Raw genomic sequence first — 21,722 nt, 5'->3', positions numbered from 1 at the left:
CGTCGGCTGAAAGCCCGTCAGGAAGAGCTAAACGCGATGGTCACCCGTGCAGTAGAGCGGAAAGTCTTACAGATCGACAGCGCGGTAGAGCGAGCCGACCTCGCCGCGGTTCAGCCGCCGGATCGAGCCCGACCGCTGGGCGCCGAGCTGGACGTCGCCGAGCGCGGTCCGGACCAGTTTGCGCACCGGGTGCCCGGTGGCCGCCATCAGCCGCCGCACGACGTGCTTGCGCCCCTCGTGGATGACCAGCTCGATCTGGGTCCGCCCGGCCAGCATGTCCTTGACCCGGAACTGGTCGACCTTCACGATGCCGTCGGGCAGCTCGAAGCCCGCCCGCAGTTCCTTGCCAAGGCCGCGCGGGACGATGCCCTCGACCTCGGCGAAGTAGGTCTTCAGCACCTGGAACGACGGGTGCATCAGCCGGTGGCCGAGGTCGCCGTCGTTGGTGAGCAGCAGGAGGCCTTCGGTGTTCTCGTCGAGCCTGCCGACGTGCACGATGCCGGGCGTCTCCTCGTACCGGCCGCGCAGATAGTCGCCGACGCACGGGCGGCCGCGGTCGTCGCTCATCGTGCTGTGCACGCCCTTGGGCTTGTTCAGCACGAGGTACACGAGGTCCTCGCGGACCTGGACGCGGGTGCCGTCCACGTGGATCACGGAGTTGTCCGGATCGACCCGGCGGCCGAGTTCGGTGACCACCTTGCCGTCCACGCTCACGCGACCGCGCACGATCAGGTCCTCGGCCGCGCGCCGCGAGGCGACGCCGGCCTGCGAAAGGACCTTCTGCAGCCGAATGCCGTCGGGATGGGCGTCAGATGTCATCGATGGTGTCCACTTCGGGTAGCAAGGGAGCGATCGGGGGAAGGTCGGCCAGGGACGACAGTCCCAGTCGCTCCAGGAACAGCTCGGTCGTCACGTACAGCGTGCCAGTGGTTTCGGGGTCGGCCCCCATCTCCTCGATCAGGCCGCGCGCCAGCAGCGTCCTGACCACCCCGTCCACGTTCACACCTCGGACGGCGGCGACCCTGGCCCTGGTCACCGGCTGCCGATAGGCGATCACGGCGAGGCTCTCCAGCGCGGCTCGCGTCAGCTTGGAACGCTGGCCGTCGAGCAGAAGCTTCTCCACGAACGGGGCATAGACGTCCCTAGTGTAGAACCGCCACCCTTCGCCGACTCGGCGCAGGTCGATTCCGCTGGTCCGGTCGGTGAACTTCTGCGCCATCGTGCGCAGCGCGACGGTCACCCGCGACACGGGCTGGCCGACGGTTTCGGCGAGCGATTCCTCGTTGATCGGCGAGTCGACGACCAGGAGCAACGCCTCGAGCGCCGCTTCGAGCACCTCGTCGGAGGTGACGTCGGGATAGTCGCCGTCACCCGCCGCCACGAGCCCTTCGTCGGCAGGCGGCTCGGCTTCGGGCTCGGCAACGGGCGCGTCGGGCTCCGAAGTCTCTTCGGGCGCCACTGGGGTGTCTTCGGTCTTCTCGGTCTCTTCGGTGTTCTCCGGGCTCACCCGTACTCCTCGTCCTCGACGACGGCCAGATCGTGTTCGGCCGCCACCGACGCCTCCGCCACGGACCCGCCGGTCCAGCGCACGTGCAGTTCGGCGAGCGCCTCCAGCTGCTCGAACTGGACCGTCGCCTCCCGGTACAGCTCCAGCAGTGCGAGGAACCGCGCCACGATCTCGACGGTGTGCTCGCAGTCCTCGACGAGCTCGGTGAAGGTCGCTTCGCCCCGTTCCGCGAGCTTGAGCCGCAGCAACGCGGCGTGCTCGCGCACCGAGACCCGGCCCATGTGGATGTGCGCGATCGACACCGTCGGCGGCGGCTTCGGCTTGAAGACCGCGACAGCGATCTCCGCGAACTTCGCCGGGTCGACACCGAGCATCACCTCGGGCAGCAGCCCCATGAACCGGTCTTCGAGCGCCACCGATCGCGGATACCGCCGCAGCGCGCCGGCCTCCAGCTCACCGAACAGCGCCGCGACCTGCTTGTACGCCCGGTACTGCAGCACTCGCGCGAACAGCAGGTCCCGTGCTTCGAGCAGGGCGAGATCGTCTTCGCTCTCCACTTCGGCGGCGGGCAGCAGCCGTGCCGCCTTGAGGTCGAGCAGGGTCGCCGCGATGACCAGGAACTCGGTCGTCTCGTCGAGGTTCCAGTCCGTGCCGAGCGCGCGGGTGTAGGCGATGAAATCGTCCGTGACCCGGTGCAGCGCGACTTCGGTGACGTCGAGCTGGTGCTGCGAGATCAGCTGGAGCAGCAGGTCGAAGGGGCCCTGGAAGTTCGCCAGGTTCACCTTGAACTTGGACGTGCTCAGCTCTTCACTGGCCAGTCCTTCGGGAACCATCCCGCCGTGCACGGTCTCGTGCACGGCGGGGGTCTCTTCTGCTTCTGTCCGCTCGACCGGCTCCGGGCCGCTGGGAGCAGCCGCGGCCGGGTCGTCCATCAGCTCTCGGTCTCTTTCCCGTCCTCGCTGCCCGCCCGCAATCGCTGGACGAGTACCGACTCTTCGCCCGCCGCGTCGAAGTCGGCCAGCAGGACGGCCACCGCCTCTCGGACCAGCCTGCCGCGATCGAGCACGAGCCCGTGCTTCGCCCGGAGGTTCAGCCTGGCCTGCTCCATCGCCAGCAGTTCGTCGCCGGAGACGTAGACGGTGATCTTCGCGTCGTGCTTGGTCCGCCCCGAACCGCTGCGGGCGGCACGGGTCAGCTGGTCCTTGTGCGCTGTCTCGTCCCCGGAACCGTTCCCGTTGCCGTTCCCCGTCGAGGGGGCGGGCTGCGCGGGCGCGGGCGGGAGATCGAGGGCCGGGCTGGAGGTGATCCTGAAAAGTTCGGACGCTCCGGGCAGGGAAGCTCGCCTGCTCACCGAGCGATCACCTCGCGTGCCAACGCGCGATAGGCCGCCGCGCCGGCTGATTTGGGAGCCCAGGTCGTGATCGGCTCGCCCGCGACCGTCGTCTCGGGGAACCGCACGGTGCGGTTGATCACCGTGTCGAACACGGTGTCGCCGAATGCCTCCACCACTCTCGCCATGACCTCCTTCGAGTGCAGGGTTCTCGGGTCGTACATGGTGGCGAGAATCCCGGTGATGTCCAGTTTGGGGTTGAGGCGTTCCTGCACCTTCTCGATGGTGTCGATCAGGAGCGCTACGCCTCGCAGACTGAAGAACTCGCACTCCAGCGGGATGATCACACCGTCCGCGGCGGTCAGTGCGTTCACCGTCAGCAGGCCTAGCGAGGGCTGGCAGTCGACAAGAACATAGTCGTAGTCGTTCATGACCGGACGAAGGACCCGTAACAAAGTGTGTTCGCGCCCTACCTCTGCGACCAACTGGACCTCGGCCGCGGACAGGTCGATGTTGCTCGGCAGCAGGTCGACGCCGTCCACCCGGGTCTTCCGGATGACGTCGGTGATGCTGACCGAGCGCTCCATGATGACGTTGTAGACCGTCTGGTCCAGTTCGTGCGGCTGAATGCCGAGGCCGACCGAGAGCGCGCCCTGGGGGTCGAAGTCGACCAGCAGCACCCGGCGGTCGCATTCGGCCAGCGCCGCGCCGAGGTTGATGGTCGAGGTGGTCTTGCCGACCCCGCCCTTCTGGTTGCACATGGCCATCACCAGTGCGGGACCGTGCCGCTCCAGCGGCCGCGGTTCGGGGATCTCGCGCAGCGGGCGGCCGGTCGGGCCGATGCCTTCCCTTTCGCGTTCCTGCTGCTTGGTTTCTTTGGCGCGCTTGGCCTTGCGGCCGCGGGAAGAGATCGTGTCCTCCGACGGTTCGTCGCCGTCGTGTTCGGCGGGGGTTGCGATGGTCACCTGGTGGAGGCTCGCCGCGGCCGAACCAGCGGACGCGGACGGCTTCGCCGGCTCGTTCGGTGTCGACATGGCGCGAAATCTCCTCCTCGGCAGGGTCGTCGGCAGCCTATGCGCGATTCGCGAGTCGAGACAAAGAGGCTCGCCGGGACCGACAGGGTCGATTAGCCGAGCGCGCGGGGATGTGCTGTCGCGTAGACCTCGCGGAGCGTGGTGACCGTGACCAGCGTGTACACCTGGGTGGTGGTCACCGAAGCGTGACCGAGCAGTTCCTGTACGACGCGGACGTCCGCGCCGCCTTCGAGAAGATGCGTGGCGAAGGAATGGCGCAACGTATGCGGGGAAACTCCCGCCGTGATGCCCGCGGATTCCGCGGTGTCCTTGAGTACCTGCCACGCGCTCTGCCGGGAGAGCCGGGAGCCTCGGGCGTTCAGGAACATCGCCGGGGTCCCCCGGCCGTTCACGGCGAGCGCGGGCCGCGCGCGGACGAGGTACGCGTGCACCGCTTCGAGCGCGGGGCGGCCGATCGGCACGATGCGCTGTTTGCCGCCCTTCCCGTCGAGCAGCACGGTCCGTTCGGTGTCGTCGATGTCGTCGACGTCGAGCCCGACGGCCTCGGAGATCCGCGCGCCGGTGGAGTAGAGCAGTTCCAGCAGCGCCCGGTCCCGCAGCGGCCGTTCGCCCTCGGGCGGCGGGGCTTCCAGCAGTTTCAGCACGTCGTCGACCGGCAGCGCCTTGGGCAGCCGCTTGGCCGCGGCGGGCGGGCGGACCTCGCGGGCCGGGTCGTTCTCGGTGATGCCGTCGGCGTGCGCGAACTTGTGCAGCCCCCGCACCGCGACCAGCGCGCGGGCCGCCGAGGACGCGGCCAGCGGCTGGTGTTCTTCGTCGCCTTCGCGCAGCGCGGCGCCGAATGAGGTGATGTGCGCCGAGGTGACGTCTGTGAATCGCTCGACGTCGGCGCCGCCGAGGTACGCGGTGTACCGGCGCAGGTCGCGGGAGTAACTGTCGAGGGTGTTCCTCGCCGTTCCGCGCTCGACCACCAGATGGTCGAGGTAAGCGCCGACCACCTGGGCGACTCCTGCACCGCCGGCCCGTGACACACGGACACTCTAGGACCACCGGGACCCATTCGGGGGTTCGCCGCGCATACCGCGTCGCGGGTGTGAAACGGGCTACCTTGGGAGCATGTCCGAGCAACCGGGTCCGGAGGAAATGCGCGTCGGCACCGCCGAACGCGAAGAGGCGGCGCGCCTGCTCGCCGATCACTACAGCCAGGGCAGGATCACGCCCGACGAGTACGAGGGCCGGGTCCTCGCCGCGTACGAGGCCGCGACGCTCGGCGAAATCCGGCCACTGTTCCAGGACCTGCCCGCGCCGCATCCGACGTTCCTGGCACCGCGGTTCGAGCCGCCGCCCTTCGTCCCCGTCTACCAGCAGCCTGTCGCGATCCTGCCGTACTCACCGAAGTCGAAGGTCGCCGCCGGGGTGCTGCAGATCGTGCTGCCGTTCGGGATCGGGCGCTTCTACACCGGCCATATCGGGATCGCGCTCGCCCAGCTGGCGGTCGTGGTGTTCACCTGCGGTATCGGGGTGGTCTGGCCGATCGTCGACGGGATCGTCCTGCTGGCGAACGGCGGCACCGACGCGCAAGGCCACCGTCTGCACGACTAAAGACTCGTGAGTGGTAAGGACGGTTAGAACCGTCCTTACCACTCACGAGTCCTAGAGGCCGCGTGAAGCGAACTTCGTCGGCCGGGTCTCCCAAGGCGCGTCCGCGGGCCGCGTCGAAGCCGCCCCCGAAAGCACCGTGTGCGCGGCCAGCACGCCACCGACGGTCGCCCCGTTCACCAGCTCGCCGGCCAGCGCCATCCGGACCGCCTCGGCCAGTGGGAACTTCCGCATGACCAGGTCGGCCTCCTCCTCGCCGAGGACCTCCCTGTCCACTTCGGACAGTTCGCGGGCGAGGTAGACGCGGACGACCTCGTCGGTGAAGCCGGGCGACGCCGCGACGTCGACCAGGGTCTCCCAGCGCTCGGCGCTGAGCCCGACCTCCTCGACCAGCTCGCGTTTCGCCGCGCCGACAGGGTCCTCCCCCGCCTTGTCGATCAGCCCGGCCGGCAGTTCCCACAGCCGCCGCCCGACCGGGTGGCGGTACTGATGGATCAGCGTGACCGCGCCGTCGGCGTCGAGCGCGACGACGGCGACGGCGCCGAGGTGCTCGACGACCTCACGGCGGGCGGTGCCGCCGCCGGGCATCACGACCTCGTCGACCCGCAGTCCCACGACACGTCCGATGTGGACGTCCCTTGTGGACGCGACGGTGAACTCGTGCTTACCGGGCTCGGTCACCGCGCTCCCGTCTGAGTGGCTTCGGGCAGCTCGACCGGCAGCCGCTCGGCGACCTTGCGGTCCACGACGGCCTTCACGAACGCGCTGAACAGCGGGTGCGGACGGGTCGGGCGGCTCTTGAGCTCCGGGTGCGCCTGGGTGCCGACGAAGAACGGGTGCTTGTCGGCGGGCAGCTCCACGAACTCGACCAGGTGATCGTCGGGAGAAGTACCCGAGAACACCAGACCGGCCTCGGAAAGGCGCTTGCGGTAGGCGTTGTTGACCTCGTAGCGGTGACGGTGCCGCTCGGAGACCTCGGTGCTGCCGTACGCCTTCGCGACCTGCGAGCCCGGCTTGAGCTTGGCGGTGTAGGCGCCGAGCCGCATCGTGCCGCCCATGTCGCGCTCGCCCGCGACGACGTCGCGCTGGTCGGCCATCGTGGAGATGACCGGGTTCGGGCCGTCCTCGAACTCGGCCGAGTTCGCGTCGGAGATCCCGGCCAGGTTCCGCGCCGCGTCGATCACCATGCACTGCAGGCCGAGGCAGAGGCCCAGCAGCGGCAGCCCGTGCGTCCGGGCGTAGGCGATGGCGCCGACCTTGCCCTCGATGCCGCGCACGCCGAACCCGCCGGGTACCAGCACACCGTCCACATCGGACAGCGCCGCGGCCGCACCGGCCGGGGTCTCGCAGGAGTCCGAGGGGACCCACGAGATCTGGACCTTGGCGCGGTGGGCGAACCCGCCCGCGCGCAGCGCCTCGGTCACCGACAGGTACGCGTCCGGCAGGTCGATGTACTTGCCGACGAGCGCGACCCGCACCGTCTCCGACGGGTTGTGCACCCGGTCGAGCAGGTCGCCCCACACGGTCCAGTCGACGTCGCGGAACGGCAGCCCGAGGCGGCGAACCACGTAGGCGTCGAGCGCCTCACGGTGCAGCACCTTGGGGATGTCGTAGATCGACGGCGCGTCGGGACAGGCGATGACGGCCTCGGTGTCGACGTCGCACATCAGGCCGATCTTGCGCTTGAGGTCCTCCGGCAGCTCACGGTCGGCGCGGCACACGAGGGCGTCCGGCTGGATGCCGATGTTGCGCAGCGCGGCGACCGAGTGCTGGGTCGGCTTGGTCTTGAGCTCGCCCGACGGTGCGAGGTACGGGACCAGCGAGACGTGAAGGAAGAAACACTGGTCGCGGCCGACGTCGTGGCGGACCTGACGGCAGGCCTCCAGGAACGGCAGCGACTCGATGTCGCCGACGGTGCCGCCGACCTCGGTGATCACGACGTCCGGGCTGTTCCCGTCCTCGTCCGCGCCCGCCGCGGCGGTGATCCTGGCCTTGATCTCGTCGGTGATGTGCGGGATGACCTGCACGGTGTCGCCGAGGTACTCACCACGGCGCTCCTTGGCGATGACCTCGGAGTACACCTGCCCGGTGGTGACGTTGGCCTTGCCGTCGAGAGCCCGGTCGAGAAAACGCTCGTAGTGCCCGATGTCCAGATCGGTTTCGGCGCCGTCGTCGGTGACGAACACCTCACCGTGCTGGAACGGGTTCATGGTGCCCGGATCGACATTGAGGTACGGATCCAGCTTCTGCATCGTGACCCGGAGCCCACGTGCGGTAAGGAGCTGACCCAGGCTGGAAGCCGTGAGTCCCTTACCCAGAGAGGAGGCAACGCCTCCGGTGACAAAGACATACTTGGTAGCCCGCGACTGAAGTCCCACGGGCTTCCACCTTATCGCACGCCCGCCGAAGCGCTCACCGGCCACGCCGCAAGCGTCCGATGGAGTGGAAAACCGCTACCCTCGCGACGTGACAGACGCGCACGACACCTGGACCGCACCGGTCGCGGAAGGCCCGCTGGACGCCGACATCCGCGTCCCCGGTTCGAAGTCGATCACCAACCGGGCCTACGTCCTCGCCGCGCTCGCCAGCGCGCCGACGCGGGTGCGGACCCCGCTCGACTCCCGGGACGCGCGGCTGATGCTCGGCGCGATCTACGCCCTCGGCGCGCACTCGCAGGGCAGCATCGGCGGCTACCTCGTGCATCCGCTCGGCCCCGGGCGCGTCCATCCCGAAGAGACCGTCCGGGTGGAACTCGGCAACGCGGGCACGGTCGCCCGGTTCACCCCCGCGCTCGCGGCGCTGGGCACCGGCCCGGCGCTGTTCGACGGCGACGAGGCCATCCGGCGCCGTCCGATCGGGCCGCTGCTGAAGGCGCTGCGCGGCCTCGGCGCCCGCATCGACGACGACCGCCGCGAGGCGCCGCCGTTCACCGTCCACGGCGAAGGCGGCCTGCGGGGCGGCAAAGTCGATCTGGACTCCTCGGCGTCGAGCCAGTTCCTGTCCGCGCTGCTGCTCGCGGGCCCGTCGTTCCAGCAGGGTGTCACCGTGCGCCTGGTCGGCGGCGCGGTGCCGAGCGAACCGCATATCGCGATGACCTCCGAGATGCTCCGCCGCTTCGGGGCCACTGTGGACCGCGAGGGCGCCGAGTTCCACGTCGCCCCGACAAGGCTTTCCTGCCCCGAGTACGTCGTCGAGCCGGATCTCTCGACGGCGGCGCCGTTCGTCGCCGCGGCGGTCGCGACCGGCGGCACGGTGCGGATCGCGGGCTGGCCGCAGCGGACGACCCAGCCCGGTGACTGGCTCCGCAGCCTGCTGCCCGTCCTCGGCGCGACGGCCGAACTCGACGCGGGCGGCCTGACCGTCACCGGCAGCGGCACGATCCCCGGCGTCGAACTGGACCTGCACGACGTCGGCGAGCTGACGCCGGTCATCGCGGCGCTGCTGTGCCTCGCCGAGGGGCCGTCGGTCATCTCCGGGGTGGCGCATCTGCGCGGCCACGAGACCGACAGGCTGACCGCGCTGGCCACCGAACTGTCGTCGCTCGGCGCCGACGTCCGCGAGACCGAAGACGGGCTGCGGATCACGCCTGCCCCGCTGCACGGCGGCAAGTTCCACACCTACGACGACCACCGGCTGGTGATGGCGGCGGCCGTCCTGGGGCTGCGCGTCGAAGGGGTCGAGGTGGAGAACCCGGAGACGGTCGGGAAGACCTTCCCCGGATTCGCCGAAGCCTGGACCTCGATGCTCGGCTAGGCGCCGCCGAACGGCGAGTCGCGCCAAAGGTCGTGAGGACTGAGGTGCGGGTCGGGGTGGTCGTGAGTGTTTTGGGTCGTTCTAACGACACGTACCACTCACGACCACCCGGCGCCGACGGCCACTCCACAAACAGCCACCGGCGAAGGCGCCGGCCTGTTCAACCCGCGGAGCGTTCTCCGTCATCCTCGGGGAACAAGGTCCGCAGCGTGACCGCGCGATTCACCCGCACATGCTCGACGGCATGGGCCCGTGCGCGGTCCGCGTCGCCCGACGCGATCGCGTCGTAGAGACGGCGGTGCTCGTCGAGCAGTTCACCCCAGTGTTCGTTCTGGCTGGTGAGCCAGCGCAGCCTGCCCTCGAGCGGGCGGAGGATCTCGTGCAGCAGCCCGTTGCCAGCCAGCGCGACGATCTCGTCATGGAAGCGGGTGTTGAGCAGGGTGATGCGGGCAGGGTCGCCGCTTTCGGTGGCGCGCGCGGCCTCGGTGAGCAGGCGGTCGAGCGAGCGGAGTTCCGGTTTGCCCGCCCGCTCGGCGGCCAGCCCGGCGGCGAGCCCTTCGAGCGCCTCACGGACGTCGAACAGCTCCTCGACGTCGGCTTTGGCCAGCTGGCGCACCACGATGCGCCGGGGCGACTGGACGGCGAGGAAGCCTTCGGCCTCCAGGCTGCGGATAGCTTCGCGCACCGGGACCCGCGAGACCCCGAGATCTTCGGCGAGTTCCCGTTCGACCAGCCGGTCCCCCGGCTTCAAGCGTCCGTCGAGGATCCGTTCGCGCAGCTCGTCCCGGACCCGCTGCCGGGTCGCGGCCAGCGGCTGCCGCGGTCCTTCCTCGGCCACTCGACCCCCTCGCTCAACACTGCCGTAACAGCCCGTAACCCGAGTTTATCGGCAGAAACCTTGACGATGGGCCACTGCGGGGTGATATTTGGGATGCCAAATTTTGGGATACCAAATCGACCGGAGTTTCCCCGTCGATCGGAGGCCCGCATGACCGCCGCCCCAGCCACCGGTACCGAAGCCCACGCAGCGGATCAGCCCGATCCGAGGCTCTGGAACGAGGATCTCGCCCCGGCGAAGGAACGCCGCTGGAAGGTCTACGACATTTTCGCGCTGTGGATGTCGGACGTGCACAACCTCGGCAACTACACGTTCGCGGCGGGCCTGTTCGTGCTCGGGCTCTCGGCATGGCAGGTGTTCACCGCGCTGCTGACCGGCTTCGTGCTCATCTACTTCGGCATGAACCTGATGGGCCGGATCGGGCAGAAGACCGGCGTCCCCTTCCCCGTCGTCGCCCGCATCAGTTTCGGCACCTTCGGCGCGAACCTGCCGGCGCTGATCCGCGCGATCATCGCGATCTTCTGGTACGGCATCCAGACCTACCTCGCCTCCGTGGCCATCACGCTGCTCGTGCTCGCGATCGATCCGGGGCTGAAACCGTTGACAGAGGTGGGTTTCCTCGGCCTGCACGCGCTCGGCTGGATCTGTTTCGTCGCGCTGTGGCTCGCGCAGGCGCTGGTGCTCACCCGCGGCATGGAGGCCGTGCGCAAGTTCCAGGACTGGTGCGGTCCGGGCATCTGGATCGTGATGATCGCGCTCGCGGTGTGGGTACTGGCCGCGGCGGACTGGAACATCTCCTTGACCGGCAACCCGAAAGCACTGTCCACAGGGGAGCAAGTACGGCAGTGGTTCGGTGCGGTGGGCCTGATCCTGTCGATCTACGGCACCCTGATGCTCAACTTCTGCGACTTCTCCCGATTCGCCCCGAGCCAGAAAACGGTGCGGCGCGGCAACTTCTGGGGTCTGCCGATCAACTCGACGGCGTTCGCGCTGCTGTCGGTGCTCGTCACCGCGGGCAGCCTGCAGGTGTTCGGCGAGGCCATCACCGACCCGGCCGAACTGCTGGCCCGCATCGACAACACGCCGGTGCTGATCATCGGCGCGCTGACCTTCGCGATCGCCACCATGGGCGTGAACATCGTCGCGAACTTCGTCTCCCCCGCCTACGACCTGGCCAACATCTGGCCGAAACGGATCACCTTCACCATCGGCGGGATGATCAGCGCGGTCGCGGCGCTGTGCGTGTTGCCGTGGAAGCTGTACTCCTCCCCCGCGGTGGTCAACTACTTCCTCGGCGGCCTCGGCGCCTTCCTCGGCCCGTTGTTCGGCATCATGATCGTGGACTACTACCTGGTGAAACGCGGCCGGATCGACGTCGCCAAGCTGTTCGTGGCCGGACCCGATTCGCCGTATCACTACAAACACGGGTTCAACCCGCGGGCGATGGTCACCTTCCTGCCCACGGCGGCGCTGTCCGCGGTCATCGCGCTGGTGCCGTTCTTCGCCCCCGCCGCGCCGTACTCGTGGTTCCTCGGCACCGCTTCGGCGGCCGCGCTGTACTTCGCCGTGTCCCGTAAACAGCGAGTCGCGTGATGCGGATCCTGGTCACCAACTGCAACACCACCGAGGCGATGACCAAGGAGATCGAGGCGGGCGCCCGTGCCGCGGCGAGTCCCGGCACCGAAATCCTGGCCAGAACGCCGTTGTGGGGCCCGGAATCCGCTGAGGGATGGCTGGACAGCTTCCTGAGCGCCGCGGCCGTCCTGGACCTCCTGAACGGGCTGGACGAACCGTTCGACGCGCTCGTGATGGCCGGTTTCGGCGAGCACGGGCGGGAAGGCGCCAGGGAACTGCTCGACGTCCCCGTCGTCGACATCACCGAGGCGGCCGCGCATCTGGCTTGCCTCCTGGGAAGACGCTACGGCGTCGTGACCACATTGGACCGCACGTGCGGGCTCATCGAGGACAGCCTGCACGCCTCCGGCGTCGCGCAGAACTGTGTCGGCGTCCTCGGTGCCGGGCTCGGCGTCCTCGAACTGACCGACGAACGCCGGACGGAATCGGCGCTGCTGACCGCCGGGCGCCGGGCCCGGGACGCGGGCGCGGAAGTGCTGGTCCTCGGCTGCGCCGGGATGACCGGGCTGGACCGGCGGATTTCCGCGATGCTCGGCATCCCGGTGATCGACGGCGTCGCCGCCGCTGTCCGGCTGGCCGAATCCCTGGTGGCACTGGACCTCAAGACCAGCCGAGCCGGCTCCTACGCCCGTCCCCTGCCCAAAACCCGCCTCTGGCCGCGCGTTTAGTCCTCTGGATGCGGGAGATCAGTTGCCTTCGGCGGCGATACCCGGAGCGGGCGCCTGGGCGTTGCCCGCGATGCCGTAGCGCCCCGCACCGCCTTCGAGCTGCTCGCGCAGCGCCATGATCGTGGTGACCCGGCCCGCCGCGGTCTCCGCGTTGTCCACAGTGGACAGGATGGACGTCGACGAGGTGTCGGCGCGGATGACGCCGAGCGCGCCTGTGCCGTCGGCGGATCCCGCGTCACCGGCCAGGACGGTGCCCGCCCCGGAACGGTCGAGCTGCGCGGCGAAACGCGCGACGGTCGAGGCGCGGTCACCGGCGCCGTCGCCGGTGTACTTGGAGCCGGTGAGCACGATCGCGAGCTGCGCGGGCTTCACGTCCCCGCCGGTCTTGAGGAAACCGCCGTCGGTGAGCCCGCCGAGCGCGGCCGCCAGCTCCACCGGCGTGGACTGCGGCTGCGCGTTGTCCTTGTTCAGCAGCGCCACCGAGCCGAGCAGAGCACCGGCGAGAGTGCCGGGGTCGCCCGCGGTCGGGAACTGGACACCGGCAGGCTGCAGGCGTGTCACGACGTCACGCAGCTGATCGGACCGCATCGGGTCGGAGAACGCCTCGGTCAACTGGATCTCACCGGTGACGGCGGCGCCTGCCTGCCCGACGAGCTTCTTGAGCGCGTCGCGGTCCGCGGGCTTCGCGTCTTCCGTGGTCACCAGCACCACGGAACGCTTGTCCAGCTGACCGGCGACGACCTTCGGCCCCATCGCGCCGGCGAACGCGTCCGCGTCACCGAGCCGGGCGTTGAGCGCATTGCGCTGCGCCTCCAGATCCGCGACCTGGGAACCCAGATCCTCCTTCTGGCTGGCGAGGCCCGAAAGCAGCGAACCGTTCAGCGCCGTGGACCCGAGCACCACCCCGAGCGCGAGCGCCAGGAAGCAGGCGGCGATGGAAACGATGTGGTACCGCAGTGAAATCACGTGAAAAGTCCCTTGCCCCAGGCGATGAACGAGTTCCAGGTGTCGCGGATCCAGTCGAGGTAGACCGAACCCACGTCGGAGACCAGCAGTGCGGCCGCGACGGCCACCAGGGTCGCCACGACCAGCAGGACGATGGCGCCGATGGACACCCGGCTGCGGTGCAGGGTCGCGACAGCCTTGCCGTCTACCAGTTTCGTGCCGAGCTTCAGCCTGGTGAGGAACGTCGACGGGTTCGAACCGGACCGGCCGTGGTCGAGGAACTCCCGCAGCGTCGCCTGGAAACCGACGGTGACCACCAGGCTCGCCTCGTGCGCGTCGGCCAGCAGCAGCGCCAGATCCTCGGCGTTGCCCGTCGCGGGGAAGGTGACCGCGCCGATCCCGAGGTCCTGGATGCGCTCGACCCCCGGCGCGTGCCCGTCCGGCTGTGCCGGGACCACGACCTCGCCGCCGCTGCGCAGTGTCTCGGCGCCGATCCCGTGCGGGTCGCCGACGATGACGTCCGGCTGATACCCCTGCGCGCGCAGGGTGTCGGCCCCGGCGTCGACACCGATCAGCACCGGCCGATGCTCGGAGATGTACTTCTTCAGCTTCTTGAGGTCTTCGGCGTGCCCGTTGCCGCCCGCGACCACGAGGGCGTGCCGGTCCCGTAGCGGAACCCGGATCTCCGGAACGCCGACGCCGTCGAGAATGAGACTGCGTTCCCGGCGCAGGAATTCGATCGTGTTCGCGGAGAACGCCTCCAGCTGCGTGGACATCCCGGCCTTGGCCTCGATCATCTGGTCCGCGACGCTTTCGCGCGTCTGCTGGATCCCCGACCCGATCTGTCGCTCACCGATGTAGACGACGCCCTCGTGCAGGCGGAGTTTCGTGCCGTCCTTCACCTTGCGCAGCAGTTCGCCGCCGACCGAATCGACCAGCGGGATCCCCGCTTCGAGCAGGATCTCCGGGCCCAGGTTGGGGAACCGGCCGGAAATCGACGGCGAAGCGTTCACCACCGCCGCGACTTCGGCCTCCACCAAGGCATCGGCCGTCGAACGGTCGAGATCGAGCTGGTCGAGGACGACGATGTCGCCCGGGCTCAACCGGCGGAGCAGCTCGCGCGTGCGCTTGTCGACCCTGGCGACGCCCATGATCCCGGGGAGGGTCTCTTGGTTACGCGTGAGCAAGCCGGTGAGCTTCATGCGACCGATAGTGACAAATCCCCGCGGCCTTCGGCGTCCGCCACGCCGATGGAAACACGCCGATTAACCCACACCGGGTCGCGCTACTTGGCCTTCTTGCGCTTTCCGCCGCGACGGGCTTTGGGCTTGTCCGGCGCGCTCTTGTCGGCTTCGGCGACGGCGAGCAATTCCTCCGCGTGTGCCCGTCCGGTCTCGGTGCTTTCCATTCCGGCGAGCATCCTGGCGAGTTCGACGACCCGCTCCGATTGCTTGAGCACGCGCACGCCACTGCGGGTCACCCCGCCGCTCGTGCCCTTGTCCACCACCAGGTGCTGATCGGCGAACGCGGCCACCTGCGGCAGGTGCGTGACCACCAGGACCTGGTGACTGCGCGCCAGCCGCGCCAGGCGCCTGCCGATCTCGACCGCCGCGCGGCCGCCGACCCCGGCGTCGACCTCGTCGAACACCAGCGTCTGCACGGTGTCCGCATGCGCGAGGACGACCTCGATCGCCAGCATCACGCGGGAGAGCTCACCGCCGGAAGCGGCCTTGTGCACCGGGAGCGGCGGTGCGCCGTCGTGCGCCCGCAGCAGCAGTTCGACGTCGTCGACCCCGTCGGAGCCGGCGTGCACGAGCCTGCCTTCGACCTTCACCGCGTGCGAGTCGCTCTCGTCCACGGTGCGCCGCTCGACGGTGATCTCGATCTCCGCCTGGCCCATGGCGAGCCCGGACATCTCGGCGGTGATCGCCTCGGCCAGTTCGGCGGCGGCCTCGACACGCGCCTCCGACAGGCGGAGGGCGTGCTCGGCGAGGGTCACCGCCAGTTCGTCACGGCGCTTGGCCAGCTCGGCCAGCGCTTCCTCGGAGGTGTCCATCGTGGACATCCGGCGGCGGGCGTCCTCGGCCCAGGCGAGCACACCGTCCACATCGGCCGCGTACTTGCGTGTGAGCCGCTTCAGATCGGCCTGGCGCGCGAGCACCTTCTCCAGCAGAGCCGGGTCCGCGTCGAGGGTTTCGAGGTAGCTGCCCAGCTCGGCGCCCACTTCGGACAGCAGCACCGAGGCCTCGTCCAGCCGGGGCCCGAGTTCACGCAGCACGGCGTCCTCGGAACCGGTCAGGTGCCGTGTCGCCTCGCCGATCAGCCCCAGCGCGCCGGGCGCGTCCGGATCCCCGTCCGGCGAACCGGCGACGGCGGCGTGCGCGGCACTGGACGCCCCGCGCAGCTCGTCGACCGCGGCGAGCCGCTTGATCTGCTCGGTGAGCTCGGTGTCCTCGCCGGGTTCGGGCGCGACGGCGTCGATCTCGGTGAGCCCGTGCCGCAGCAGGTCGGCCTGCTGGGCCATCTCACGGGAACGGGTGGACCGCTCGGTCAGTTCGGCGACGACGGCGAGCCATTCGTCCCGGACCGCGCGGTACAGCTCCAGCGGCTCGGTGACGGCCTCACCGGCGAACCTGTCGATTACCGCACGCTGTTCGGCGGGCCGCAGCAGCCGTAGCTGATCGTTCTGTCCGTGGACCGCGATCAGCTGCTCGGACAGGTCGGCCAGCACACCGACCGGCACCGAACGGCCACCGAGGTGGGCCCGTGACCGGCCGTCGACCGAGACCGCGCGCAGCGCGATGACGCTGCCGTCCTCGTCGACCTCCGCTCCGGCGTCGGTGACGATCCGGGTGGCGCCCTCGGCACCGCCCAGCTCGAATCGGCCTTCCACGAAGGCCTTCAGCATTCCCGTTCGCACCTTGGACACTTCGGCTCGGCCGCCGGAGAGCAGGTGCAACCCGCTGACGACCATCGTCTTGCCCGCACCCGTCTCACCGGTGACCACGGTGAAGCCCGCGTGCAGTTCCAGCAGGGCGTCCTCGATGACTCCGAGGCCCTGGATGCGCATCTCGGCCAGCACGACGCCCACCGTAGCGGCCCACCCCGACCATTCCCGCACCCGCCACGTCATGAAAGGGGCTTTCAAGACGTTTCTTGTCCTGAAAGCCCCTTTCATGACATCTGTCAGCGGGCGTGTCGCTCCCGCCAGCCCTTGATCGGCAGCGAGAACTTGTGCACCAGCCGGTCGGTGAACGGACCTTCCCACAACCGGATCAGGCGCACCGGCACCTGACCGCAGGTGACCCGCACGGCCGCGCCGGCGGGAAGTTCGAAGGTCCGCGATCCGTCGCAGGTCAGGACGGCGGGCGAGCCGTCCGGATCGATGGCGACGGTGATCTCCGAGTCGCGGGAGACGACCAGCGGCCGGGAGAACATCGCGTGCGCGTTGCTCGGGACCACCAGCAGTGCCTGGACGTCCGGCCAGATGATCGGCCCGCCCGCGGAGAACGCGTACGCCGTCGAACCGGTCGGAGTGGCACACAGGACGCCGTCGCAGCCGAAGGACGACACAGGCCTTCCGTCGACCTCGATGAGCGCGTCCAGCACCCGCTCACGCGAGCTCTTCTCGACACTGGCTTCGTTGAGCGCCCACGTGTGGACGGTCTCCTCGCCGTCGACGCTGACCACGACGTCGACGGTCATCCGCTCTTCGACCTGGTAGTCGCCGTCGACAGCGCGCTGGACGGTGTCGGCGAGCTTGTCCGAATCGGCCTCGGCGAGGAACCCGACCCGGCCCAGGTTCACGCCGAGGACCGGGACGCCGTTCGGCCTGGCCAGTTCCGCGGCCCGCAGCAGCGTGCCGTCGCCGCCGAGCACGAACACCAGCTCGGTCCCGGCGGCCGGATCCTGCTCCGGCGCCATGACCGTGCAGGGCGCGCCGATCCCGCCGTCCGCCTCCAGCATCTCCCGGACGTCCTCGTCGAGCACCCTCAGCCGCACACCGGCCTTGGCGAAACGGGCCGAAACCTCGCGTGCCGCGTCCCGGGTCGCGTCCCGGTCCGGGTGCACGACGAGCAGCACCTCGCGATCGCTCATGGGGGTCCCTCCAGGACTGCGGTCCGGACGAGCCGCTCGGCGTCGGTGCCGAGGGTCTCTCCCGCCCCGCGGGTAAGCCAGACGAAGTATTCGACGTTCCCGGACGGCCCGGGAAGCGGGCTCGCCACCACGCCACGCAGGCGCAGGTCCAGCTTCTCGGCCTCGGCGAGCACGCCCAGCACCGATTCGGCCCGCAGCTCCGGGTCACGGACGACGCCGCCGCTGCCGAGCCGGTCCTTGCCGACCTCGAACTGCGGTTTCACCATCGGCACCAGATCGGCGCCGTTTCGGGCGCAGGCGGCCAGCGCGGGCAGCACGAGTTTGAGCGAGATGAACGAGAGGTCCCCGACCACGAGGTCGACCTGGCCGCCGAGATCTTCCGGGGCCAGGTTGCGGACGTTCGTCTTGTCGAGGACGACCACCCGGTCATCGGTGCGCAGACGCCAGTCCAGCAGGCCGCGGCCGACGTCGGCGGCGATCACCGTGGCGGCGCCGTTGCGCAGCAGCACATCGGTGAAGCCACCGGTCGAGGCGCCCGCGTCGAGGCAGCGCTTTCCCTCGGTCGAAAGACCTTGCGGGGCGAAGGCTTCGAGCGCGCCGAGCAGTTTGTGCGCGCCGCGGGAGGCCCAGCCGGGGTCGTCACTGTCGCGCACCACGATCGGCGCGTCGGTCTCGACCCCGGTCGCGGGTTTGGTGGCCACCATCCCGCGCACGGTGACCTTGCCCTCGGCGATCAGCGCGGACGCCTGTTCCCTGGAGCGGGCGAGTCTCCGCCTGACCAGCTCCGCGTCCAGGCGGGCGCGTTTGGGCACGCGGTCAGACCTTGTCGATGGTGGACAACGCCACCGTCAGCTCGGTGTGCACGGCTTCGAAACGGTCGACGTGTTCCGAGAGCGGAAGCGCGGCGAGGTCGTCGAGACCCGCCACGGCTTCGTCGACCCCGGCACGCGGATCGGTGTCCTGCTGTGCGAACTGCTCTTGCTGAACCGGCGGCGGTCCCGGCGGCGGGCCGGGAACCGGGGGTCGCGGAACGGGAGGGAAGTGGTCTTGCACCCCACCAAGTTAGCAGCGCTGGTCAGGCGAGGCGTAGCTCGCCGAGCGCGGCACGGGCGGTGTCGCCCACACCACGGACCTCGGTGATCCCCGACTCCCAGGCCACCGCGCACAACGCGCGCAACAGGTCCAGGGGGTCACCTTCGCCCTCGGCCTCGAGCACATCACCCTGTGCGGTGACGCGCCAGCCGTCCTTGGGCCCGACTTCGAGCAGGTCCGCCCGGCTGCTCAGCCCGGACAGGTCCCACGCGAGGTAGCGCGGACGCTCCTCGGGCCTCGCCTTGATCAAGGACGCGGCGTCGGCGACACCGGTCAGGACGCAGAGCGCGTCGATCCCGGCCGCGACCGCACCTTCGATGTCGGTGTCGAGCCTGTCGCCCACGACGAGCGAACGCTCAGCGCCCGCGTCGCGTGCCGCCGTGGTGAACAGCAGCGGCGCCGGCTTGCCAGCCACCAGCGGTTCGACACCGGTGGCGGTACGCAGGGCGGCCACCATCGACCCGTTGCCCGGCAGCAGACCGCGTTCGGTCGGCAGGGTCGCGTCGACGTTGGTCGCCACCCACAGCGCGCCCGCGCGGATGGCGAGACACGCCTCCGCGAGGGCGGCCCAAGTGTTCTCCGGGGAATGCCCCTGCACCACGGCCGCCACGTCCGGCCCGGCTTCCCGGACCGTGCGCAGCCCCGCCGACTCGATCTGGGCGACCAGCGACTCCGTGCCCACGACGAGCACCACGGCGCCCTGAGGCAGCCGCTCACCCAGCAGGGCCGCGGCGGCCTGAGAGCTCGTGTGGACCTCGTCGGGGGTCGCGGGGAGCCCGAGTGCCTCCAGATGTGCGGAGACCTCAGCGGGCGCCTTGGAGGCGTTGTTCGTCACCCACCGGACGGCGGTGCCGTGGTCCCGGAGCGCCCGGAGTGCTTCCGGTGCGCCCGGGACCACCTTGCTGCCGTGATAGACCGTGCCGTCGAGGTCGAACAGGACCGCGTCGTACCCGGCCGACAGGGCGTCAGCCATTCGTGAGCTCCGCGGCGCGCTCGGCGGCGTCGGTCTCGTCCTCCTCGTCGGCCTCTGCCGCGTTCAGGAACCAGCGGATCGCGTCGTCCTTGCGGTCGGCGGCGGCGAGGTTGTCGGCGTAGGCGTAGAACAGCCGGGCGCTCCACGGGTCGCGCTTCTCCGCCTTGAGGTCGTCGCTCTGGAGCGAGACCACGGCGGCGTCCAGCTGGCCGAGGTCGCGCCGCGCGCCGGCCGCGACGATCGCGAGTTCGATCTGGGTCGCCTTGGACAGGCGCTCCTTGTCGACCTCCTTCGCGAGGTCGAGAGCCCGCTCCGGACGGCCGATGGCCCGCTCCGCGTCGGCGATGATCGCGATGTGGTCGTCGGCCCGGGTCATCCGGCGGACGGCCCGCAGCTCGGACAGGGCGTCGGACCAGTTGCCCGCGTGGTAGGCGACCAGGCCGAGCGCCTCACGGACGATCGGGACACGGGAGGCCTTGGCCTTCGCGTACTTGGCGTGCGCCATCGCGGCTTCGGGGTCTTCGTCGACGAGGCCACCGGCCGCGACGAGGTGCTTGCCGACGGTCTCCGCGAGCGCCTTGGGCAGCGTGCGGAGTTCCCGGCGGACCTCCTCGTCGAGATCGGAGAACTCGATGCCCTCGGGCAGTTCCGGCGCATCGAGCAGCTCGCGCGCCATGGTCTCGTCGTCGACCGGCCTGTCGTCGGTACGCGGCGAGGACCGGAAGTCCTTGCGGCCCTCGGAACGGTCGCGCTGGGGACGGTCGTCGCGCTTGCGCTCGAACCGGCCTTCGCCGCCGCGGGAGTCTCCGCGCTTGTCGTCGTACCGCTTCTCCGGACGGTCACCGGAAGGCCTGCGGTCGGGGCGGTCGCCGGAGGGGCGGTAGCCGCCACTGCGATTTTCACTGCCCCGGTTGTCACTGCCACGGCTGTCACTGCCGCGGCTGTCGCGGTCGCCGTAGGACTTGCGCTCGTAGCCGCCGCTGCTGCTGGGACGGCGATCGCCGCCCGAGGACGGGCCGCGGCGGTCGCTGTTGTAGCCGCCGGAGCGGGAACCACCGCGGTCGTCGCGGTAGGACGGACGCCGGTCGTCGCCGCGGCTGTCGCTGCCCCGGTTGTCGCGGCTGTCACGGTCGCCGTAGGACTTGCCCTGGGGGCGTCCTTCGTAGCGGTTGCCGGACGGGCGGTCGTCGGACCGGCCGCGGTTGTCCGAACCGTAGCCGGAACGGGCCGGACGGCTGTCGGAGCGCTTCTCGTACCGGCCCTCGGACCGGTTGTCCGAACGGTTGTCCGAACGACTGTCGGATCGGTTGTCCGAGCGGTTGTCCGAGCGGTTGTCGTAACGACGCTCGGGACGGCTGTCCGAGGAGCGGTAACCACCGCGGTCGCCACCCCGGCTGTCGCGGTTGTCACGGCTGTCCCGGTTGTCGGACCGGTAACCACCACGGTCGCCGCCGCGGTTGTCGCGGTTGTCCGAGCGGTAGCCACCGCGGTCGCCGCCGCGGTCGCCGCCACGGCTGTCACGACGGTCGTCCGAGCGGTAACCGCCCCTGCTGTCGCGGTTGTCACGGCTGTCGCGCCGGTCGTCGGACCGGTAGCCACCGCGGTTGTCACGGCTGTCGCGGCCACCGGACCGGTCGTCACGACGGTCGCCGGCGCCGGGGCCCCGGCGGTCGTCGTTGTTGTAGCGCGGACGGTTCTCGTCGCGTCCCTGCCCGGCGAAGCGGCTACCGCCGCCACCGGAGCGCTGGTCACGGGGACCGTCGCCGGCGCGGGCGGGCTTACCGGAATAGCTGCTCGTGCCGCGGGCACCGCGGTCGTCACGGCGCGGGCGGCCCTGGTAGCCGCCGTCGCGGCCGCCCCGGTCCTGCCTGCCGCCGGCGGAACCACGCCGGTCACCTCGCTGCGCGTCAGACCGGCCTCCGCGGGGACTCTCGTCCCGGCGGCCCGACCGGCCGGACGCGCCATCATCTGAGTCACGTCGACCGAACTCGGACACCTGGCCTCCTGCCACTATTGAAAAAGTTTTCGACTCTTGCGCTCGCCCGTAAGGTGGGCCAGCGGACCATTCTAGTCCGTCCACGGACATGAAAAGAGACAGGGCCCTGACCGGGGAGAACCTGTTAGGGGTTCTCGACCCTGGTCAGGACCCTGTCCTGAAGTTAGTCCGGCGGTGTCCTACTCTCCCACAACCCTTCGGTTGCAGTACCATCGGCGCTGTCAGGCTTAGCTTCCGGGTTCGGAATGGGACCGGGC

21 protein-coding genes and 1 rRNA gene are annotated in these 21,722 nt (G+C 70.0%); 4 read left to right on the top strand and 18 right to left on the bottom strand.

Annotation, left to right across the window (positions count from 1 at the left end):
* Positions 1–66: 66 nt before the first annotated feature.
* From ACZ6YV_RS13050 to xerD, 6 genes are all read right to left on the bottom strand, one after another.
* Positions 67–819 (bottom strand): pseudouridine synthase, encoded by a 753-nt coding sequence (locus ACZ6YV_RS13050; RefSeq protein WP_378245095.1) that lies wholly within the window; start codon positions 817–819, stop codon positions 67–69.
* The gene (gene scpB / locus ACZ6YV_RS13045; protein ID WP_465509767.1) at positions 809–1,507 is read right to left on the bottom strand and encodes an SMC-Scp complex subunit ScpB; all 699 of its coding nucleotides are present in this window, start codon (positions 1,505–1,507) and stop codon (positions 809–811) included. Before scpB ends, ACZ6YV_RS13050 begins: the two co-directional genes overlap by 11 nt.
* Complete coding sequence (locus ACZ6YV_RS13040) at positions 1,504–2,439, bottom strand: segregation and condensation protein A (RefSeq protein ID WP_465509766.1); 936 nt, start codon at positions 2,437–2,439, stop codon at positions 1,504–1,506. The genes scpB and ACZ6YV_RS13040 overlap by 4 nt, the downstream gene beginning before the upstream one ends.
* Positions 2,439–2,858 carry a cobyrinic acid a,c-diamide synthase gene (locus ACZ6YV_RS13035; RefSeq protein WP_378245089.1) on the bottom strand — a complete coding sequence of 140 codons (420 nt, stop codon included), beginning with the start codon at positions 2,856–2,858 and terminating at the stop codon, positions 2,439–2,441. Before ACZ6YV_RS13035 ends, ACZ6YV_RS13040 begins: the two co-directional genes overlap by 1 nt.
* Positions 2,855–3,871: a ParA family protein gene (locus tag ACZ6YV_RS13030; RefSeq protein WP_378245087.1), complete on the bottom strand. Its 1,017-nt coding sequence runs from the start codon at positions 3,869–3,871 to the stop codon at positions 2,855–2,857. Before ACZ6YV_RS13030 ends, ACZ6YV_RS13035 begins: the two co-directional genes overlap by 4 nt.
* A 92-nt stretch (positions 3,872–3,963) precedes the next feature.
* On the bottom strand, positions 3,964–4,866 hold the full coding sequence (gene xerD / locus ACZ6YV_RS13025; protein ID WP_465510174.1) for a site-specific tyrosine recombinase XerD: 903 nt from the start codon (positions 4,864–4,866) through the stop codon (positions 3,964–3,966).
* 118 nt (positions 4,867–4,984) lie between these two features.
* Between xerD and ACZ6YV_RS13020 the strand changes: the two genes are divergently transcribed.
* Positions 4,985–5,470, top strand: coding sequence for a DUF1707 domain-containing protein (locus tag ACZ6YV_RS13020; protein ID WP_465509765.1), 486 nt, complete (start codon positions 4,985–4,987; stop codon positions 5,468–5,470).
* Positions 5,471–5,521: 51 nt separating this feature from the next.
* Here ACZ6YV_RS13020 and ACZ6YV_RS13015 read toward each other — a convergent pair whose 3' ends face one another.
* Positions 5,522–6,148: an NUDIX domain-containing protein gene (locus tag ACZ6YV_RS13015; RefSeq protein ID WP_465509764.1), complete on the bottom strand. Its 627-nt coding sequence runs from the start codon at positions 6,146–6,148 to the stop codon at positions 5,522–5,524.
* A complete protein-coding gene (locus ACZ6YV_RS13010; RefSeq protein ID WP_465509763.1) occupies positions 6,145–7,845 on the bottom strand; it encodes a CTP synthase in 1,701 nt (566 codons plus the stop codon). Before ACZ6YV_RS13010 ends, ACZ6YV_RS13015 begins: the two co-directional genes overlap by 4 nt.
* A gap of 88 nt (positions 7,846–7,933) precedes the next feature.
* On the opposite strand from ACZ6YV_RS13010, the gene aroA reads away from it, so the two are divergent.
* Positions 7,934–9,220: a 3-phosphoshikimate 1-carboxyvinyltransferase gene (aroA, locus tag ACZ6YV_RS13005; RefSeq protein ID WP_465509762.1), complete on the top strand. Its 1,287-nt coding sequence runs from the start codon at positions 7,934–7,936 to the stop codon at positions 9,218–9,220.
* Between the two features lie 160 nt (positions 9,221–9,380).
* Here aroA and ACZ6YV_RS13000 read toward each other — a convergent pair whose 3' ends face one another.
* On the bottom strand, positions 9,381–10,058 hold the full coding sequence (locus ACZ6YV_RS13000) for a GntR family transcriptional regulator (protein ID WP_465509761.1): 678 nt from the start codon (positions 10,056–10,058) through the stop codon (positions 9,381–9,383).
* A gap of 150 nt (positions 10,059–10,208) precedes the next feature.
* Between ACZ6YV_RS13000 and ACZ6YV_RS12995 the strand changes: the two genes are divergently transcribed.
* Positions 10,209–11,651, top strand: coding sequence for an NCS1 family nucleobase:cation symporter-1 (locus ACZ6YV_RS12995; RefSeq protein WP_465509760.1), 1,443 nt, complete (start codon positions 10,209–10,211; stop codon positions 11,649–11,651).
* Positions 11,651–12,361: an aspartate/glutamate racemase family protein gene (locus ACZ6YV_RS12990; protein WP_465509759.1), complete on the top strand. Its 711-nt coding sequence runs from the start codon at positions 11,651–11,653 to the stop codon at positions 12,359–12,361. Before ACZ6YV_RS12995 ends, ACZ6YV_RS12990 begins: the two co-directional genes overlap by 1 nt.
* Positions 12,362–12,379: 18 nt before the next feature.
* Here ACZ6YV_RS12990 and ACZ6YV_RS12985 read toward each other — a convergent pair whose 3' ends face one another.
* From ACZ6YV_RS12985 to rrf, 9 genes are all read right to left on the bottom strand, one after another.
* The gene (locus tag ACZ6YV_RS12985) at positions 12,380–13,327 is read right to left on the bottom strand and encodes a copper transporter (protein WP_465509758.1); all 948 of its coding nucleotides are present in this window, start codon (positions 13,325–13,327) and stop codon (positions 12,380–12,382) included.
* On the bottom strand, positions 13,324–14,508 hold the full coding sequence (steA, locus tag ACZ6YV_RS12980; protein ID WP_465509757.1) for a putative cytokinetic ring protein SteA: 1,185 nt from the start codon (positions 14,506–14,508) through the stop codon (positions 13,324–13,326). The genes ACZ6YV_RS12985 and steA overlap by 4 nt, the downstream gene beginning before the upstream one ends.
* Positions 14,509–14,591: 83 nt before the next feature.
* Positions 14,592–16,388, bottom strand: coding sequence for a DNA repair protein RecN (gene recN / locus ACZ6YV_RS12975; protein ID WP_465509756.1), 1,797 nt, complete (start codon positions 16,386–16,388; stop codon positions 14,592–14,594).
* Between the two features lie 104 nt (positions 16,389–16,492).
* The gene (locus ACZ6YV_RS12970) at positions 16,493–17,404 is read right to left on the bottom strand and encodes an NAD kinase (RefSeq protein WP_378245065.1); all 912 of its coding nucleotides are present in this window, start codon (positions 17,402–17,404) and stop codon (positions 16,493–16,495) included.
* Positions 17,401–18,216 (bottom strand): TlyA family RNA methyltransferase, encoded by an 816-nt coding sequence (locus ACZ6YV_RS12965; RefSeq protein WP_465509755.1) that lies wholly within the window; start codon positions 18,214–18,216, stop codon positions 17,401–17,403. Before ACZ6YV_RS12965 ends, ACZ6YV_RS12970 begins: the two co-directional genes overlap by 4 nt.
* A 4-nt stretch (positions 18,217–18,220) precedes the next feature.
* Positions 18,221–18,457, bottom strand: coding sequence for a hypothetical protein (locus ACZ6YV_RS12960; protein WP_465509754.1), 237 nt, complete (start codon positions 18,455–18,457; stop codon positions 18,221–18,223).
* A gap of 22 nt (positions 18,458–18,479) precedes the next feature.
* Positions 18,480–19,469 carry an HAD-IIA family hydrolase gene (locus ACZ6YV_RS12955; RefSeq protein ID WP_465509753.1) on the bottom strand — a complete coding sequence of 330 codons (990 nt, stop codon included), beginning with the start codon at positions 19,467–19,469 and terminating at the stop codon, positions 18,480–18,482.
* Entirely contained in the window at positions 19,462–21,465 is a 2,004-nt protein-coding gene (locus ACZ6YV_RS12950; RefSeq protein ID WP_465509752.1) for a tetratricopeptide repeat protein, read from the bottom strand. Before ACZ6YV_RS12950 ends, ACZ6YV_RS12955 begins: the two co-directional genes overlap by 8 nt.
* A gap of 166 nt (positions 21,466–21,631) precedes the next feature.
* Positions 21,632–21,722 (bottom strand): 5S ribosomal RNA (rrf, locus tag ACZ6YV_RS12945); the annotation flags it as partial.

The organism is Amycolatopsis sp. NPDC102522 (genome assembly GCF_055584485.1).
Note: the sequence above shows the minus strand (reverse complement) of the source record. Positions and strands in the feature narration are given on the sequence as shown.